The organism is Burkholderia sp. LS-044 (genome assembly GCF_004803625.1).
GTDB classification, from domain to species: domain Bacteria; phylum Pseudomonadota; class Gammaproteobacteria; order Burkholderiales; family Burkholderiaceae; genus Burkholderia; species Burkholderia cepacia.
Window position 1 is genome coordinate 101,033 of record NZ_SSWO01000013.1, and the last position, 17,278, is coordinate 118,310.

The 17,278-nt window shown below is 65.8% G+C and carries 9 protein-coding genes; all 9 read right to left on the bottom strand.

Features of this window, described 5'->3' with window-relative positions; genetic code table 11:
- Positions 1-32: 32 nt before the first annotated feature.
- The 9 genes from E9536_RS28745 to E9536_RS28790 all read right to left on the bottom strand — a co-directional run bounded on the left by E9536_RS28745 (position 33) and on the right by E9536_RS28790 (position 17,237).
- Positions 33-1,109, bottom strand: coding sequence for a hypothetical protein (locus E9536_RS28745; RefSeq protein WP_081052582.1), 1,077 nt, complete (start codon positions 1,107-1,109; stop codon positions 33-35).
- A gap of 5 nt (positions 1,110-1,114) precedes the next feature.
- A complete protein-coding gene (locus tag E9536_RS28750; RefSeq protein ID WP_136471565.1) occupies positions 1,115-3,793 on the bottom strand; it encodes a T6SS effector BTH_I2691 family protein in 2,679 nt (892 codons plus the stop codon).
- Complete coding sequence (locus E9536_RS28755; protein WP_059492506.1) at positions 3,793-4,698, bottom strand: DUF4123 domain-containing protein; 906 nt, start codon at positions 4,696-4,698, stop codon at positions 3,793-3,795. Before E9536_RS28755 ends, E9536_RS28750 begins: the two co-directional genes overlap by 1 nt.
- A 2-nt stretch (positions 4,699-4,700) precedes the next feature.
- Positions 4,701-7,544 carry a type VI secretion system Vgr family protein gene (vgrG, locus tag E9536_RS28760; RefSeq protein ID WP_136471567.1) on the bottom strand — a complete coding sequence of 948 codons (2,844 nt, stop codon included), beginning with the start codon at positions 7,542-7,544 and terminating at the stop codon, positions 4,701-4,703.
- Between the two features lie 740 nt (positions 7,545-8,284).
- Entirely contained in the window at positions 8,285-8,782 is a 498-nt protein-coding gene (locus E9536_RS28770; protein ID WP_136471569.1) for a hypothetical protein, read from the bottom strand.
- 86 nt (positions 8,783-8,868) lie between these two features.
- Positions 8,869-12,210, bottom strand: a complete 3,342-nt coding sequence (gene vgrG, locus E9536_RS28775; protein ID WP_136471571.1) for a type VI secretion system tip protein VgrG — start codon at positions 12,208-12,210, stop codon at positions 8,869-8,871.
- Positions 12,211-12,266: 56 nt separating this feature from the next.
- On the bottom strand, positions 12,267-12,989 hold the full coding sequence (locus tag E9536_RS28780; protein WP_247873525.1) for a hypothetical protein: 723 nt from the start codon (positions 12,987-12,989) through the stop codon (positions 12,267-12,269).
- A 56-nt stretch (positions 12,990-13,045) separates the two neighbouring features.
- Positions 13,046-14,296, bottom strand: coding sequence for a hypothetical protein (locus tag E9536_RS28785; RefSeq protein WP_136471573.1), 1,251 nt, complete (start codon positions 14,294-14,296; stop codon positions 13,046-13,048).
- On the bottom strand, positions 14,283-17,237 hold the full coding sequence (locus E9536_RS28790; protein WP_124535069.1) for a type VI secretion system Vgr family protein: 2,955 nt from the start codon (positions 17,235-17,237) through the stop codon (positions 14,283-14,285). The genes E9536_RS28785 and E9536_RS28790 overlap by 14 nt, the downstream gene beginning before the upstream one ends.
- Positions 17,238-17,278: the final 41 nt, after the last annotated feature.

A 17,278-nucleotide genomic window follows, 5' to 3' on the forward strand; every position in this document is an offset into this window, starting at 1 on the left:
TGATCGGTGACGCCGCTCGAAATTCAGGAGCTTCAAGTAAAGAGACGATCGATTTCGAACACGCGTGTAAACAGCAACCAGAACAACACGACGTCCAGCGCCAGCATCAGCACGACACCCATGGCAACGGACACGCTGTTGTCCGTCGCTTTCTTCTTGGGCGGCGCGGTTGCATCATCCGGGGACACCTGGCATTGCGCGACCACCTCCGCCGGCCAGCGCGGCAAACGGCTCATGCGCATGGCCACCCAGCGGAACAGGCCCGCCAGCGTCGTGATCGGTGCGAACAACACCGCGAACGGGCCGAACATCTGCCATAGGCGGTACACGCCGTAAAGGAACGGCTCGCGCCGGTTTTCGATCGGCAGCAGATAATCCGGAGCAGGCACACTCGCCGGCCCTTCCTCCATGTAGCGGCGGAAGTATTCCCAGTGTGCAAGCAACGGTTCGTCCGCTCGCATACCGCTCGGGTGAACCGGCATGACGTTGCCGAGATAAAAAGCATGCGTCGCCTGACCGTTCTCGTCCGGCAAATAGCCGAGCACACCCCAGTTCAGCCCGCTCTTCTTCAGGCAGAACACCAGCTTATCCCAATCCAGAGACCAGGTGCCGCCGGGGCCGGCGTGCTGGAAAACATGAACCGTGCGTGTCGAGCGCACCAGCCGAATCGGCTTGTAGGTGTAGCCCAACATGTCTTGCTTCCATTGATATCCCACCCATATCGACAAAGGGACGAACAATAGAAAAATCAGCAAGGAAGCCAAAACCAGAGGAAGTGTTATTTCATATTTCAAAAATCCATAAAAAGGGATAGCCAGGAAAGAAATAATTGGCAATTCAAACAATGAAAATATCAATCCACCGAAACCACGCCGGGCATACTGACTGTCGGCTACTTCCATGTAGGTTTCGTTGCGTATGACTACCATGTCCAGCGAAGCCGGTGGGCAATCTACTTTCGTTGGCTTTGCTTTATTGAGGACGTAAGCAAGCATCTCGGCTGTCGGGGCCCAAGGATCCCTCGGCGGCAAACCAATGACCACCTCCCGCCAGTAGCGCTTATCAAACAACTGGCCCCAGTAGGCCTTCATCGACGATTCATCGCTCATACAGCCTATCCCGTTGTTGCCTTCTGGAAGTTGTCTTGCTCCTCCGGGCCATCCTGATAGCTATTGGCCGGCCCCCACATGCAATTTCGCGTCCATGTCAAGGTGGGCGGATCCTTGAAAAGGTCGATCACCACGCTAAGCACCAGAACGATTGCTGTCGCAATCCATGCTGGCGGGCCTAATGCCTCCACCTCAGCGCCACTGATGATTGCAACGATCCAAACTCGCGTCAATGACACTGCAAGTGCGACCTCCAGGCCACCGCGTACCGCATACAAGGAAAGCATCCCGAACTCTTTGTTTTTGATTGCCTCCCAGGCGCTTACGGCATCTATACCCGCTGCAATCCACATCACGACAACACTCGCACCCGCGCCACCCACTTTTACATAGCGCAGAAACCCGCCCCCCAGACTCTTCGCCACCGGCCCGAGCAACGGCAATCGCCTCACCCCGGCCGACTTGATGCCTGTGCTGACCAGATCCAGCGTGCCTCCCACCAGGCCGACCGTCGCGGACCTGAATGCCCATCCCACACGCCCGTCCTCGCTCTTCAGCGCCGTCCCCATCGCGTCCTGGGCAGTCGCCCACCCCAGCGTCGAAAACACCAGCGACACCGACGCAAGCATGCCGGGCGACCGCGCATAGCGCAGCACCGTACCCATATAGCTGTTGACCGGGATCTTCGTGACCACCTCCGCGCCCGGCGCCTTCCCGAGCGACAGCACCCGGTCGGCCGCGAGCTTGCCCTGCGCGTCGGAAGGCAGCCGATACAACGCATCCTTGTCGGCCTCGCTGGCGTCCAGCAGCAGGTTCCACGACCTGACTTCCTCGTCGAGGCTGTAGCCGGCCTTCTTCGCCTCCTCTTCCAGGATGGCCATCCGCGCCTGCACGATCATCGCCCGATCGGCCTTGTCCGGACCGCTCGCGGCAGGCTGCAGGGTTTCCAGTGCCTGGTGCATCGCGCTGAACACGTCGCGCCGCGTGCCCACCACCTGCAACCGCTGGACCGGCATGCCTGCGTGCATCCCCAGTACCGTCTTCAGGTCCTCGGACGCCGGATCGCGTCCCTTGATCACGGCCACCATCCTCGGCCCGAGCTCCACGATCAGTTCCGGCAGCGTATTCTTGCTGTCGATGGTCTTGTACGCGTTTTCCCCCGCCATCTTGAGCTTGCTGATCACGGTCTTGTACAGCGAAAACAGCTTCGACCATTTACCGGGATTCGGCAGATGGTTGGCCGTATCGACCGTCTTGCCGTCGTCCTTCTGCGCGCCCCCGCTGACCTGCGCAGCGTGGGCCTTCAGTTCGGAATGGTTGAAGAACAGCGATCGCCATATCAGGTTGTGAGCCGCCATGCCGCCCTTCAACCATTCGTCGTAGAGCTTCACGCACGGCCCGTAGCCGCCCGTCCCCATCACACACGCAGCAAACAGCGCGGTGAAGCCGACCCCGGTGTTGATGTCCTTCGCGTCGAAGTGGTAATCGAACACCGTCGTCATGCCGGCGCTTCGCATCCACGCCACGTGGGCTTCCGCCAGCGGCCGCATGATCCGGTTGTCGTATTCGTCGGACGCCTTCGCGTACTGCTGCCGATACGTGTTGCGCAGGTTGCGATTGATCAGCTTGTCGTACTTGCCCCACGCCTCATTGCGCGCGTGCTCGAGGTCCGCCGCCGTAAACTTCACTTTCCTGGCCTCGTCGAGCAGCGGCTGCATTTGCTTGCGATAACTTTCGAGCAGGAAAGCCGTCCCGCCGCTATTGACCAGCTGGTTGTAATCGTCCTGCGATTTCCGAACCCGGCTGTTGTACAGATTCATCTCGGCCTGACGTTCGACCGCGGCCTGCAGGTTCGTCAGGTTGGTATCCAGGTCGGTCGGCCGCTTCCACTGGTCCGAGAACCCTTCCCATCGCGCATTCATGTACGCCGGAATTTCCTGCGCGATGCCGGCCGGATCCTGAAGCGCCAGCACCAGCCCCTTCGCGGGCGCCAACCCGTCGCACACCGTCTTGAGCGTCGTGGCGGACAGGATGTCGCGACACAGGAACGGGCTCCATCGCAACGCGCTGACCTCGTCGACCAGCTTCATCGCATATTCGGCGACGATCATGTCGACCTGGTAGATCTGGAACGCGTGAGCGGGTTGCGGCGCCCGGGGCTTGCCGTCGTTGTACCAGGCGGCGATATCGACGAGACGCATGAACTTCTCCCGTTCGCTCGCGAGCAATTTCTCATTCTTGTCGCGAATCGCCTTGGTCCACCACGCATCGGAAAACCCGAACCAGACCTTTCCCGCGCTGTCGGGATCCTGGATCGTGACCACCGACGCATTGGCCAGCTTGATCGCATCCCGTTTGCAGCTCTCGTGGAAACGCTCGCCGCCCGGCGGCCTGTCGTCGACGAGCGGCACGATCGACAGGACTCCGGATTCATCGACGGCGTACGCTTCCCAGTAATGGTGCGTCTCGTAGAACAGGTACAGGTAGCCAGGGCGCAACGTGCGCCCCGTATAGAGGGTCTCGCTGACGTTCAGCGGCACCTCCGCGGGCCCCAGCAGCGCTGTCGCGTCGGGTGGCTGGTGGGGGACCTTGTAGCTCCCGAACGTCTTCGTCGGTGCGATGCCGTAGCGGATCGGCAGGATCGGCAGGCCTTTCTTTTCACAGAAGGGGCAGGGTGTCGTCATCAACTCGCTCCTTGCGTCGAGTGATCGGTATTCGCCGGTGCAACGCGTTTCGCATCGGCCGCTCGCTCGAGATCCCGAACGATGGCCTGCCAGTCATCATCGCTCCAGAGCGACGTGAGGCGCCGGTAACGGGTGGGGTGCCCCGCACACTGCTGCAACATGGCAATGACTTCGGGATGCGTATCGAATCCGGGATGCTTCAACATCCCGTGCCGCGCGAACGCGACGAGGTCGTCGCGTTCGCTCAGGCCACGCGCTTCGGCCTTGACGAGCCACGCTTCGACCTGCGGCCCGTACAGCACCGGCTCGGCGCGCCACGCGGGCTCGGTTTCGAGCACGGCGTGCACCGCCCCGATACGCCCGATACGGCGCCACATGGGCTCGCCCGGCGCGAAACGCACGTGATGCGATCCCTGCGACGGCGTCGACTGCGCAAACCACGCACCGCCCGACGGGAACGTCCACACGGATACCGGCCCGAACAGCACGGACCGCTGGCCGGCATCGAGCATCCAGCCCAGGTGCAGGAACACGACCGGATCGTAGAAGCGGAATACGCCGCGCGCCCCATCGGGAAAATGCGGCACGAGCAATTGCCGCAGATGCGCGCGCACATGGGCCGGCACCGCATCGGACTGCAGCAGCCCGACGCACGACGACGCGGCGATCGCCTCGTCGCGATCGGTCAGCAGGCGCAACGCCTGCGTGCGCTGCGCGTCGCTCAAGTCGCCCCAGGCCAGCAGGGACGGCAACTGCCGCGACTGCGCGTCGAACCCGGGCGGTGCCAGCGCACGCAACGGAAAGTCCTGCCACGCCACCATCGCGTCCTCGTCGCCCTGCAACGGGTCGAGCAGCAAGACATGGCGCGCATCGAGCGCGTGACCATCGAAGTCGATACGTTCCATCGTCAGCCCGCCGGCAGCATGACGATGCTGTCATGGCTCGCGGCCGCTCCCGACAGGCGCAACTGGCAATCCTTCGCGTTGCTGCTGCCGAGCGAGGTTTGCCCTCCTGCGCCGCGCGGCCCGGTCAGTTCGCGCTGCGCCGACTTGAATTCCACCCGCCCCGGCGCGCCGACCTCGATATTGCTGCCCTCCATCTTCAGGTACGCTTTCGCGGCGTTCAGCAGCAGACGCTTCGGCGCCTGCAGATTCGCCGCGCCCTGGCTGCTCGACAACACGACCGCCTGCTGCGCGGCCGCGCCGAGCGTGCCCGCATTCTGCGCCTGCAGGTTCACCGCGCCGGAAGCCGCGTGCAACGCGATGCCTTGCCCGGCGACGGGGCGCTCGCCCGCGGCGTTGCCCTGCGTATAGAACGCAATCCCGTGTGTCGCTGCCAGGGTCGTCTTGCCCTTGGCCGTCCATTGCAGATCCTGGCCGGCGCTCAGCACGGTCTCGGTTCCGGACACCCAGACCTGGCTGCCGGGCGTCACGGCGGCGAGACCGTCCGCGCCGTGCGCGACGACATGCGGACTGGACCATGCCGCGGCGCTACCGCTGCCACCGCCGGCCTGGGCGGACGTTCGACCGTCGCGCGTCGCGGCGAGCGCCTGCTCGCTTCGCCGCAACCCGGCCACGGCAGCCGATTGCGTCGACTCGCCTGCCCCCGTCGCGTGCCCCGTATCTTCCGGCCCGGTGCCGACGCTCGCGGCGGGCTGCATCGGCTCTGCGCCTTGCGCGCGCGCCGCCTCCGCGAGACCGTCGAGCAGTTGACGGTTCTGTGTCAGCACCTGGCTCGACGCGCTCGCATCCATCTGGCTGACGCCGCGCGCCGCGCTGACGAACATGCCCGAGCCACCGCGCAATGCGGCGGCAGCGTCGGTCGTCAACTCCATGCCATACCCGCGATCGGCCTGCCGCTGGTTGTCCTGTATCTGCTTGAGATGCCCAAGCGTCAACCCGCTGCGGTGATCCGTCGTATAAAGACGCGCGCTCGCCTCGCCGGCGGTGTCGTCGAGCAGGAACTGGCGATAACCGCCCGTTCCCTGCTGGCTCAGGTTCAGGTCCTGCGTCTTGATACCCGTCAGTGCCGCGGGGTGGCCGTTGCCCGCGAACCACGCGGCCGCATTGCCGGTACTGCCGGCCGGACCGCCCGCTTGCGCATTGTGCTGCGCATCGGCATTGCCCTGGCCGTTGTACAGCGAGCCCACCACCACCGGACGGTCCGGTTGTCCCTCGAGCCATTCGACCCATACTTCCTGCCCGACGCGCGGCACGCTCACGCCGCCCCAATTGTCGCCGCCGACCGGCGTCAGCACGCGTGTCCATGTACTGGCATTCCGATCGGCAGGCGCGTTCGCCACGTGCGGATGATCCGCGAGACTCGCGGCCTTCTGCCCGCGCTGCGCATGGTGCTGGATCCGGACGCGGTGATCGCGATCGGTGTGAACCGGATCGCCCGCACCCACGACGATCGCCGTTTGCGCGCCCTGTACGGCCACCACCGGGTGAGAACGCGCGCCGTGACCGCCGTCGATCAGCGGCCGGTACGTCTGTCCGGCCGGCAATGCGACGAAGCTGTTCGCATAGACCGCTTCGTTGCCCACCAGCGGCGCGCCGTCGTGCGTCCCGCTGCCGAGCGAGGCGTGCAGCGCATGGGCGACACCGTATTCGTTCACGTCGGTGTCCAGCATCGGCGGTATGTCGCCGAGCGTCTGCCCGATCGCGGCGTGAACGTCCGCATCGACATTCGCGCGCACGCTGTGCTGAACGCGTAGGCACACGAATGCATCCGACGCCTTCAGCACCGGATGCCCGTCGACCGCGAAACGCATTCCCGGATGCAATGTCATGCAGGTGCTGCGTCCTTCGCTGCACGTCGCGGCGACGCGCTGCGCGTCGAGTTGCTGGCGCGCGCGCTGATCGCCGAGTGCCGCGGTCTGGTACGCATAAGGACCGGCGACGTCGCGGTCTTCGCCGACCATCGCGACGCCGTCGGCCTGCGCGCCGGTCAACCGGTTCGACAGCGTACGGTGATCCCAGCTGGCGCGTGCAACCCGGCCGATACGCCAGCGACGTGCGGTCATGAAGTGCTGGATGCTGCCCGCGGGATCGCCGTCGCTCGACTGGTGAAAGCCGATGACCTCCGGCTTGTCCGGCGTGAAGTGCTGGTTCGAATCGGCGAGCACGAGCGTGTGCTTGCCGAGGGTGGACGCGTGGGCGTCACCGGCATGCTCGAACCAGTAGAAGATGCCCTCCTCGGCCCACAGGCGCTTCAGGAAATCGAAATCGGACTCTCCGGCCTGGGTGGTCAGGCTCCGCTTGCGGTATCTGGAGGGATCGGTCAGGGCCCAGCGCCACGCGGGCACCACGCTGCCCGCATTGTGATAGTCGAAAATCTGCTCGGTGATGTCGAGCACGCTGGCATTCTGGAAATTGTAGTGATCGACGCGCTGACGGAGCACCGCGAGCCACGGCTCGACCTCGAGGCGAAAGCGGGCCAGCCCGCCGTTGTAGCCGATCCGCTCCGCCGCAATGATGTGACCGTGCACGGGGCGGCGGACGTCGCTGCCTTCCCGCGCCCGCCATTCGATCAGGATCGTCGCGCCGATCAGCCGCTCCAGCGGCAGCGCCGCGTTTCCCGACAATGCCGTCAACTGGAACCGGTAGCCGCCGTGATCGACCGCCTCCCACCCCAGCAGGCTCTCGGCGACCAGCGCGTCCGCGCCCAGCGGCGTGGTGACCCGGAGAAACCGGTCGTGCTGCGACCAGCCTCCGGCGAGTTTTTTCAGAACGTCCATATTCGTCGACATGAATGGGTTCGTTTTAGGTACGACGCACGCGGTTCGCTCCGCCTCGTGTCGTGGCCAACGGACAACGGTTCATTCCCGCAAGCCGGTCACTGAGCGACGGCACATGGATTCCGGCCTTGCTGCGGCACTGCGATATGCACACCTCCACCGGCCTGCCTGAGCGCACAGAACGCCGCGCCATAAACCGGGCCGGAATCCCCGCCCGGAATGATCGAGACGGAGCAGGGCCGGCCGAGATCCAGCGGTCTGGGCGGCGTGCGAACGATTGCACCCTTCACCGTCTGCCCGTACACCAGACACTCGCCAGGCCTCCGGTAAACGGGTTCGGCCCCGGCCGGCATCTCGAACCACCGGGCAGTCACATCGGGACTCGCCGGTTCGGTTGGTCTGGCGACACCCACCGAGCGGATCCGGATGAGGCCTTCTGCCCGTGGCCCGTGCGTCACTCACCGGCAGGCGGCCGGGTTTCCGTCGACCTGCCTGATCTCCGGTTCGACGGGCGCCTCCGACGCTGCCATCGCGCGCGACAGCGCACGACAGCGACGCGAGCAGGCCCGGCGCGCTGCTTCGGAAGCGTGTCCGCATTCCCTGGATCCTCCCGGAACGGCACAAGTACGTGATCGAGCACTCGTGGTGGCCCGACATCACCATGATCGAAACCCGGCAACGGCGCTCGGCACGACCGTGGCCGCGTCATCATCCGCGGCCGGTACGCCACGACTCGGAGCCCGTTGCACCGCTCAGTGTCCTGCCGACGCGCACGGGTTCCCCTCCTGCCCCGGCGTCGCAATGCGGACACCGCCCCCCGCTTGCCTGATCACGCAAAACGCCGAGCTGTACACCGGGCCATAGCCCCCCCCCGGTACGATCGAGATGCTGTAGAACTTGTTGATGTCCAGCGCCCTCGGCGCCGCACGCACAACCGCACCGGCCACGATCTGGCCATAGACGAGACACTCGCCTCGCTTCAGATAAACCGGCGGCGCACTCCCCGGAACCTCCAGCGCCCAATACGTGACAACGGGACTGACCGGGCCGGTCTGTCTCGTCACATCGACCCCGCGGATCTGGATCGGGTCGGAACCCGTGTCGTCACTTGCCGGCAGGCAAGCAGCCGGCTTTCCGTCGATCTGCCTGATGTCCAGGCGAATCGGACCGTGCGACGTGGCAACCGCACAGGCGGTAAAAACCAGGCTCGATATGCATGCCACCGCACTGCCCAACAAAATTTTCCTCATGCTTCGAATCCATTCATCGTGGCATTGAAGCCACTCGAGTTGATCAGGAATTCAAACATCACCACCGCGCGACGGCGCCTGTCTCGCTACTTCGGCAAATTGTCCGCATTCTTTGGATCCCGAAGCAATGGCGCGAGCACCCAGTTGAGTTCTTCCGGCGATCCGACGTATCCGCGGTGCCCGATCGCCTGGTATGTCTTGCGCACATGAATCGCGAAATAATCTGCGACCAGGTTTCCCTGCTGTTCCATGTTGTAGTCGTGAAAAACGTTCTGAGGCGTGATGGTGTACTGATAGGCACTCTCGCCGCGAATGGTGACGGTCAACCCGTGCCAGCGCACCGAATATCCGAGCTGGTATTGCCAGACGTGCGTCATCTCGTGCATGAACCATGACTTGTCGCCTTCCGCCACCGATTCGGCGGAGAAGTCCTCGAGAAAGTCCTCGTCGCGAAAATACATGTGCCCGTTAGGGGTGACTGCGGTTCTCTTGCGCTGCATGTCGAACCAGAAGTAACTCCCCCGGTGCACCCGCACCTTGTCGTAATCGATGCCGTCCTTGAAGACGGTCCGGGCCATCTCGATCTCGCCCGCCGTCAACGGCCGATCGTGTCCCTTGACCGTCACCGACTTCTCCGATTCGCCCAACTGAAACTGGTTCGTCTGCACGCCCTTGATCTTGACCTCGACCGGCGGTGGCGGCGTGCCCGACGTGCGCCCGCAGCAGTCCACCAGTTGGGTCGGCGTCAGCAGCGCGGACAGGATCCCCAGCGGGCTTGCCGATGCCACGCGCTCGGTCCTGCCCGCGTCGTCGGTCACGCCCGACGCCGTGGTGCCGTCGGCCAGCTTCAACTGATAGGCGACCTTCGACAGCGGCACGCCATCTTCGTTGACGAATCGCAGTTGCTCGTCGTAGAGCGAGAGCGGCACCGGTATCGGCAGGGCCGGCAGCACCGGCGACTGCGCACCCGGTCCCATGAACGGATGGGCGCCCGCCTTGACGGAAAACGATCCGGGCGTCTCGACCAGGATGTCCGCGCCCTTCAGCGTGATCCGGCTCGGCCCTTGCTGCAGCACGATCGCATCCTTCGCGAGCACGTCGATCCGGTCATCCGACGACGTGATGCGCACCGACTGGTCCGCGAGGATCTGCATCGACGACGCATGCGCCTCGACGCTGAGCGGCCCGTGGCCGGCCACGGCCTTGATCCCGCCCGCGGCCGCATACAGGCTCGCCGCATCGCCGGACGCGCCGGCGACCGTCGCGCCGGCGGCCAGGTGCGCATCGCCCTGTGCGGTCAGATGCACGTGCTGTTCCGCATAGGACACCGCGCTGTTGCCGGTACTCATCACGACGTTTTGCGGCGACTCCAGCACGACGGCCGGCACCGCGAACCGTTCGACCGGGTCCCCGCTGCCGCCTGCTCCGCCGGCGGCCGGTTTGGTCGCACTCTGCCCGTTCACCGCACCCGTGTACTTGCCGTCCTGGGCGGGATCGATCGCCTTCAGGAAATCCGACTGCGCGGCGTTCGCCGTCAGCCGGCCAGCGCCCGCGCGCGCAGCCGATTCGTCGAGCCCCTGTGCGGTTTTCACCGCCTGCTTCAACTGGGCAACGCTCTCTCCCAGGTCCATTTGCGTCGAAGCCGCTTCCGTGCGCGCGGTGCCCGACACCAGCACGCCTTCGCCCGCGCGCACGACGCCCCACCCTTCGGTCGCGAGATCGAATCCTTCGCCGCGATAGGCGCCGCGAACCGCGCCCTGCTGATCGACCAGATAGCCTTGCGCAAGCCGGCTGTTCGCGACGCTGTTGCCCAGTTCATGACGCAACTGGCCCGACGAATCGTCCATCACCCAGCGGCTGCCCGCTGTCCCGTCGAGCTTCTGTGTCTGCATGCCGGTCAGCACGCCCGCGTGATTCGCGCTGCTGCCTTCACCGGCCGCGAACGGGGGTTGCACGCGGCCGCCGTACAGCTGGCCCAGCACGACCGGCATGTCGATATTTCCCGAGTCGAAGCCGACCAGGACTTCCGCGCCGACGCGCGGCGTAAAGCTGTGGCCGAAGTTCGGGCCGGCCGATTGCTCGGCGATGCGCGCGACCACGCCGGATCGATGGTCGCCGGGCGCATGCCCCTGCGGGTTCGACCGGCTTGCCGTGTCGGTCAGTCCGCCGGGTAGCGGCGCCGTGCCGCGCATCCACGGAAACTGCACGCGCACCTGGTGGTCGCGCGTGCTGCTCACCCGGTTCGACGGTTCGCCGACGACGGTCGCGGTCTGCACGCCCTGCACGACCGGCCGGTCGCGATAGGGCGGCACGATCGGCACGCCGGGCGGCACCGCGGCAAAGCGGTTGCGATAGAGCCCCTGCTCCAGCTCGCCGTGTTCGAGCAGCTGCGCGATATCGGCGCCGAGATTGTTGACCGCCTCGTGCTCGAGCGTCAGCGGGACGAACGACACCGTTCCGTCCGGGTAGCCGGTCAGCGTGTGAACCTTGCCGATCTCCAGCGTGCGCGACGATCCGGCGCCATAGTGGATCCGCTTCGACAGGCGCAGCGCGTCGAGACGCTGCGACGCGTAGCGCTGCGCCTGGTCCGACGTTTCGAAGCGGCCGGCGCGCTGCGCGTCCAGCACTTCGCGTACGGGCATGACGGGCGCGTCGCGATCGGCCTCGGTCTGGGCATGCCCGGCGAGCGCGACGAGATTGCCGGCTTTCCAGCTCGCGGCGGTAACGTGATCCGGGACCATCTGGTGACGCGTCGTGAAATAGGTCATCACGCCGTCGGGGTCGCCCACGTCCTGCCGGTTGTAGGCGACGGTGCTGCCTTTGGGCTGTTCGGCGCGCCGGTCGAACACGACGACGGTATGGTCGCCGGACGGCTTCTCGCCCGCGTCCTGCGCGTGCTCGATGCGAAACGACAGGCCGGCCTCGGACAACTGGCGCGTCACGAAGTCGAAGTCGGTTTCGCGATACTGGCCACGCAGATCGAACGTACGCAACGGCTCCTTCAGTTCATAGCGTCGACGCGCCTCCGGATAGTCGCCGAACACGCGCTCGCAAATACCTTCGGTATCGAGGCCGACGAAATACAGGCAATTGCGGCGCAGCCGGAGCAATTCGAGCCAGGAGGCCATCGTCAGCCGATAGCGCGTGATCTCGCCGTCGCTGTCGCTGTACGCGGCCCGCACGACGTACCCGTTCCAGCAGCGCTCTCCCGCGCCGGTTGCGAGGCGCAGGCGGATCGCCGTGCCGAGCAGCGGATTCAGGTCGAGGAACGACGCGCTCGACAGCACGTCGATCTCGAACCGGAAGGACTCGTCCATCGCTTCCCGGCCGTGAAACCGCTCGACCGCGAATGCGCCCGGCATCGCCGTATCGACCTGAATCTGGCGAGTCGCTTGCGAATAGCCCTTCAATGCAGCAGCAATGTCCATTCCGTCCTCTTGCGTCACACCGGCCGCGATGCCCGTTGCCGGTCACGCGGATTCGCTCAGTTGATCGCGTCGGTCTTCTTTCTGGCAGCCCGCGCATTCGCCTCGTCGACCAGTTCCTGGATCGAGCTGTACGTAGGATTCCTGACGCCGGATTTTTCCTGCTTGCCCTTGCCGCGCAGGAACATCCATTCCGGCCACTGCCGGATGTGATCGAAGGCACCCACCACGAACTCGCCGCACGGCGGAACGTGCAGTTCCTCGGCGGACTTTTCGCCGGCGAGATACGCGTCCGACTCCGGCCCGAACACGCGGTCCTGGCAGGACTCGTGCCAGAAAACCATGACGCGGCTGCGATCCGGGTCGGGGAAATCGTCGAACACGAAGCCGTCCTTCCGGTCGGAAACGGCAATGGTGCGCAGATTTCCCTGCGCATCGCGAATGCCGACCTTCCAGTGCGGATCGTCGTTCCGGTCGTACTCCTGCCACGGGTTGATCGCTTCCTGGAGCACCTCGCGGCTGCCATCGCGCTTCTCCAGCTCGAACACCACCGTGCTCTTCGGGAACGCCTCCGAATGGCCCAGCTTCGGGTTGCCCTTTATCTTGACGATGCCGTTCGCGGGCACACGCACCTCGAGCCCTTCCTTCGCAAGGAGCGGCTCGACACCGTCGGGCTGGTCGAACAATGCGACCACCGGGCCGACATAGCCCTCCGGAATCACGTAGATCAATGGCATGCGCCGACTCCTATCCAGTCCGAACACGATTGCCGCGAGCAGCACGACAGCGAGCAACACGACGTAGCGCCACCTCACGCGACGCCCCGATGGCGGTGGCACTACTTCTTCCATAGCTTGGGATCCAGGTCTTCGCTATCGGGCGCGCGGCCCTCGTTGGGGTTTCGATGAAGGTGATAGTCATTCCAGGCCTGAACGGTCGTGTCACGGGTGGCCGGCGGTCGCTTGAAGCTGTCCTGCAGACGTTGCCAGACAGCCCCCACGTCCTCGTAGGCGGAAATATGCAAAGGCTTGCCCAGGCCGCCGCTCACGCCGTCGCCGATCTTGCTGATCGGATCGGCCGGCCACGCGACGACGTCCATGCCCGGCAGGATGACCGGCGGCCCGTCGCCCGGCACGCCGGACCATGCCGACGGATCCGGGTCACTCATGCGGCGGGCGGGCGTGCCCGGCGCGGTCTTGATGTCGCCGATCGCCGGATAGTCGTCGCGCCGGTCGGGCGTACCGCCGAGAGCCTGCGTGAAGATCCACAGTTTCGATCCGAAGTTGCCGTCGAGCGTCAGTTCCACCCGCAATACGTTGGCAAACATGATGCGCCTGTTGTCGCCGGAGAGATGGGTGGCGGGCGTGCCGATCCGCACGTGGGTACCGAGGAACAGCTTGTTGCCCGCGGGATCCTCGATGAACGATTCGCAGTTGGGGAACCCGTCGCCATAGACCAGCATGCAGATGTCCATCCAGCGGCGCACGCGCTCGACCCTGATCCACAGATGCCCGCGCGCATCGAGCGTCGGAACGACGGTGGTGTGAAGCGTATTCCAGTCCAGCCGCGATCCCAGGAACGCAAAATTCTTGCCCCCGTACCACGACGTCACTTCGGCAATCTGCTCCCCCGCATGCCCCTGCTCGAACGCGTTCGCATCGGCGGTTCCATCGGGCTGATATTTCTTCTCCGTATAGGGCTCCGGGCCGTCGGAGGCCCACCACGGCCCCGAGGACGTGTTGGACGCCGCGTACTTCGAGCGCCTCAGCCGGTCCTGGAACTTGTCCTTGCTGCCTGCCGCCAGATTGCACGAGTACAGTTGCCACACGCGTGACGTCACCTTGCCGGTCTGGCGAGCCAGGTAGCTCGGGTGAAAGCTCTCCCCCAGCGAAAAGCCGCGCGTGTCGCCGTGAAAGCGGAAGCCCAACCGCTCGAACTTCTTGTTCGGATGAAACGAACGGATATTGACCGTGTACTCCACGAGCCTGACCAGATCGACCGCGACCGCATGCCCGTCCTGTTGCGCCATCGGCGTGCTGTCGGTCTGGGTCAGCACCTTCGGGACGGCGACCGTATCAGCTCCAGCCATGATCGATGTCCTCGTTGCCGGTGTATTCGACCCGGATCGGTTTCGCCGCGGCCTTCGTCGAATAGGTCGCCGTCCGGCCGTCGCCGGCGCTGCTGCGTGCAGCCAGCGCATCGCCATTCGGGCCGACCATCCGGTAAGGCAGCCCCTTCACCGCGCTGCCCGTCTGCGCGTCGCGCAGCCAGTAGTACTCGTTGTAAAGCCCATGATCGCCCCACGCGCCCTTCGCCTTGTCCAGGTCGGTCGGCCCCTGGAACTGATGGTCGGCCGCGTGAACCGTCAGGTTGCCCGGACACTCGAACGTGACGTTGCCGCCTTCGATCAGCAGCGACGCGCCGCCGCTCACGGCGAGCCGCAATGCCTGCCCGGCGGCCAGTTCGACGTCGCTCTTCGTCGCGGCCACCGTCAGGTCGTCCTTCGCGCGCAGTGCCAGCGTGCCGTGCTGCGCCTGCAGATCCAGGTTGTCCTTGCCCGAGACCAGGCTGAGGCCGGCGTCGCTCGCCGCGCCCGTCCCGTTCGCGCCGGCCAGCCAGCCGATGCCCTGGCCGCTGTGAACCCGCAACGACCGGCTGACCGCCAGGTTGGTGTCGCCGCCGCTGCCGACCGTCAGCGTTTCACCGGCGGCCCACTGCAGCGCCTGGCCCGCGAACAGCCCCTGGCCGCCGCGGGCGGCGATGCCAAGCAACGCGTCGCCCGTATGCGGCAGCGCGTTGCCGGTGCCGCGGCGCGCGGCATCGGCCGTGGCCTGCTCGAACCCGTTCGCGCTCACCGTGGTCGCCAGGCTGCGCGACAGCGCGTCGAGCGGTGCGGCCTCGCCGTCGAGCGACGACCGGCCCGCCTTGCGCACGCCACGCTGCGCGGCAAGCGGCAACGTGCGGTGCGTGTCGGCGGCCTTGTCGAAGGTGCGCGCCAGCGCCACCTGTTGCGCCAGCAACGACTTCAGCGCGGCGACGTCACCGGCGGGTTGCGCAGGATCCGGCGCATAGCTCGAGATCAGGACGCCGCGCGTCGCACGCACGGCGCCATAGGCGTCGGAACGCAGCTCGACACCCTGGCCGCGAAAACTGCCGAGATAGTTGTCGGCCTGGTGACGCAGATGGCCAAGATTGAGCTGGGTCGCGGCGTGCGTCGTCGCCATCTGCAGGCGCCCCATGCCGTCGCTGTCGTCCATCACCAGCTGATTGTGGCCCTGCGTGTCGAATCCCTGGCTCTTGAAGCCGGACAACGCGCCGGCATGGTTGTGCCGCTGCGCGCCCGCGCCGCCGCCGTGCCATGCCGGGCTGTAACCGCCGACCTGATTGCCCTGCGCGCTCGGCACGTGATCGGCCGCCTTTGCGTAGATCGACTCGTCGAGCGGCTGGCCCGTCTCGCCGCCCGGCGTCGGCGATTCGCCACCTTCGCCACGGCCGTTGAACAAGCCGCCGAGGATCACCGGCCGATGCACGAGACCATTCATGAACTGCACCAGCACTTCGTGGCCGATCCGCTGCGTCTGCTGCAACCCGTGGCCGTCGCCGGCCAGACGCTGCATCGCGCGTGTCGCGACCCTTCCGGTGTCGCCGTCCGCCTGCCAGTGGTAGCGCAGCTTCAACCGGCCCTGCGCGTCCGTATGAACGGGGCCGGCGGCGCCCGGCTGCGTCTCGCCCTGCGGGCCGACCACGATCGCGGATTGCGCGCCCAGCGCCGTCGGCACCGGATTCAGCCGCTGGCCCGTCCCGTCCTCGAGCGTGGGGCGCCAGACCTGCTCGCGCGGCACCCCCGTGAAACGGTTCGCGTAACCGCCGATACCCGCTTCCTTCAGCACGCGCGGATCGAGATCGTCCTGCGGCAGCGTGCCGAGCGTCTGCTGAAGCGCGTCCATCATGGTACGCGGCAGGTTGTTGATGCCGACGTGAGTCACTTCGGTGACGAGAAAGGTGTCCGGCGTTTCCGCTGAGCCGCGCATCTGCGTCCACGGCGCGTTCGCCACGCGCAGCGCCCGTCCGGCCCGCGCCGTGTGCAGCGTGCTGCAGCCCGCCCAGCAGCGCGCCTCGGACAGGATCGCGTCGGCCTGCCGGCGCGCCGTGTACTCGGCCGCGCGCAGCGTCGTGAACGCTTCCGGCCCGACGTCGTCGTACAGCTCGCGAAAGCCGGCCGGGCTGCCCAGGCTCGCCGTTGCCGTCACCGACTGGTTGCCGCGATAGTCGCTGCTGATCAGCGTCAGCCGGTCGGCCGTCAGCGAGACGACCTGGCCCATGCCCAGAATCACGTCGCCCGTGCCGACCGCCATGCCGTTCAAGCGAAGCGGCAGGCCGCCGAGACGCCGCGAGGTGTCATCCTCGGGAAGTTGTGCGCTGTCGTCGAAGACGAGCATCGTATGGCCCGCCGGCGCGTCGTCGTCCTCGACGAAGCAGAAGCCGAGCCCGGCCTCCGCCAGCACGTGACGGACGAAGTCGAGGTGCGTGTGGGTTCGGTACTGCACGCGGTATTCGCACGGCCCGAGCGCATCGATACGCTGGCTGGCATCGGCGGTGCAACGCCAGCTGGCGCTACCGCGGTAGGCCGCGAACACCGTGTCGAGCACCTCGGCGACAGTCCGGTTCACGAACGTACGCTGATCGCGGCCATGCGCGAGCGCCTCCAGCCACGGCACCAATTGCAGATGATAGCGAGCCAGCGTGCCGTCATAGCCGACACATCCGGCTTCGGCCACGAGGCCGCTGCGGATCGTGGCCGATCCGTTCGCCAGCGTGGTGGTGAGGGTCACGCGCTGCCCGACCATCGCATCGAGGTCGAGCCCGGGATCGGTGGCGAGCGCGTAGACGTCCCAGCGATAGATGTCCGAAAGCGCTTCGCGGCCACTCCAGCGCTCGATCTGCAAGGACGAGATCGAACCCGGCCCGTCAAGTACGTGAAGACGATTCAAAGCGCTGAATAGAGACGACAGTTGCGAATTGACATCCATGCGGGTCTCTCTCACCTGTTACGTTTTTCTATTAAGTGTGC